Source organism: Limosilactobacillus viscerum, from assembly GCF_947387525.1.
Lineage (GTDB): Bacteria > Bacillota > Bacilli > Lactobacillales > Lactobacillaceae > Limosilactobacillus > Limosilactobacillus viscerum.
Genome location: NZ_CANDNW010000075.1, coordinates 1 through 543, shown reverse-complemented (window position 1 = coordinate 543; position 543 = coordinate 1). Strand labels below are relative to the sequence as shown.

General features: G+C 37.0%; 1 protein-coding gene. It reads left to right on the top strand.

The window, feature by feature from the left end; translation table 11 throughout:
• Positions 1-133: 133 nt before the first annotated feature.
• On the top strand, positions 134-543 hold a 410-nt coding region (locus tag QOS07_RS09305), incomplete at its 3' end, for a transposase (RefSeq protein ID WP_283588655.1).

Sequence of the window (543 nt, the reverse complement as noted above, 5' to 3'; positions counted from 1 at the left end):
AAAAACTCCTAGTCCAAAATAAAAACCGGATGATGAATTTTTTGAACAATTCATCATCCGGTTTTTATGTACACAGGAAATCGTTCCTGATATGATGTAATTACCACAAAAACAACTAAAGGGAGCGATTTCCATGTATCAAAATTATACCATAGGACAAACTGAATTCGTACTAAACTATAACTATGATTTACCACAGAATCATGTTGCGCGACTAATTAGTGATTTTGTCGACTCGATTCCACAAAATGTGCTATTAGAAGATTCTGTAGCGGCTACTGGCCGCCCTTCATCGCATCCAGCAATAATGCTTAAGATTCTCTTGTTTGCTTACTCACGTCAAACTTATTCTGGCAGAAAAATTGAAATGATGTTGGATGAGAACCTGCCGATGCGTTGGTTAGCTCATGACTATACTTATAGCTACCATACCATCAATAATTTTCGACGCAGTCAGCACGCTAGTAAGCTAATTAAACATGCCTTTGTCTACTTTACCATGGCTTTGAAAGATCACGGACTAATTCAAAATGATGCAGTTTT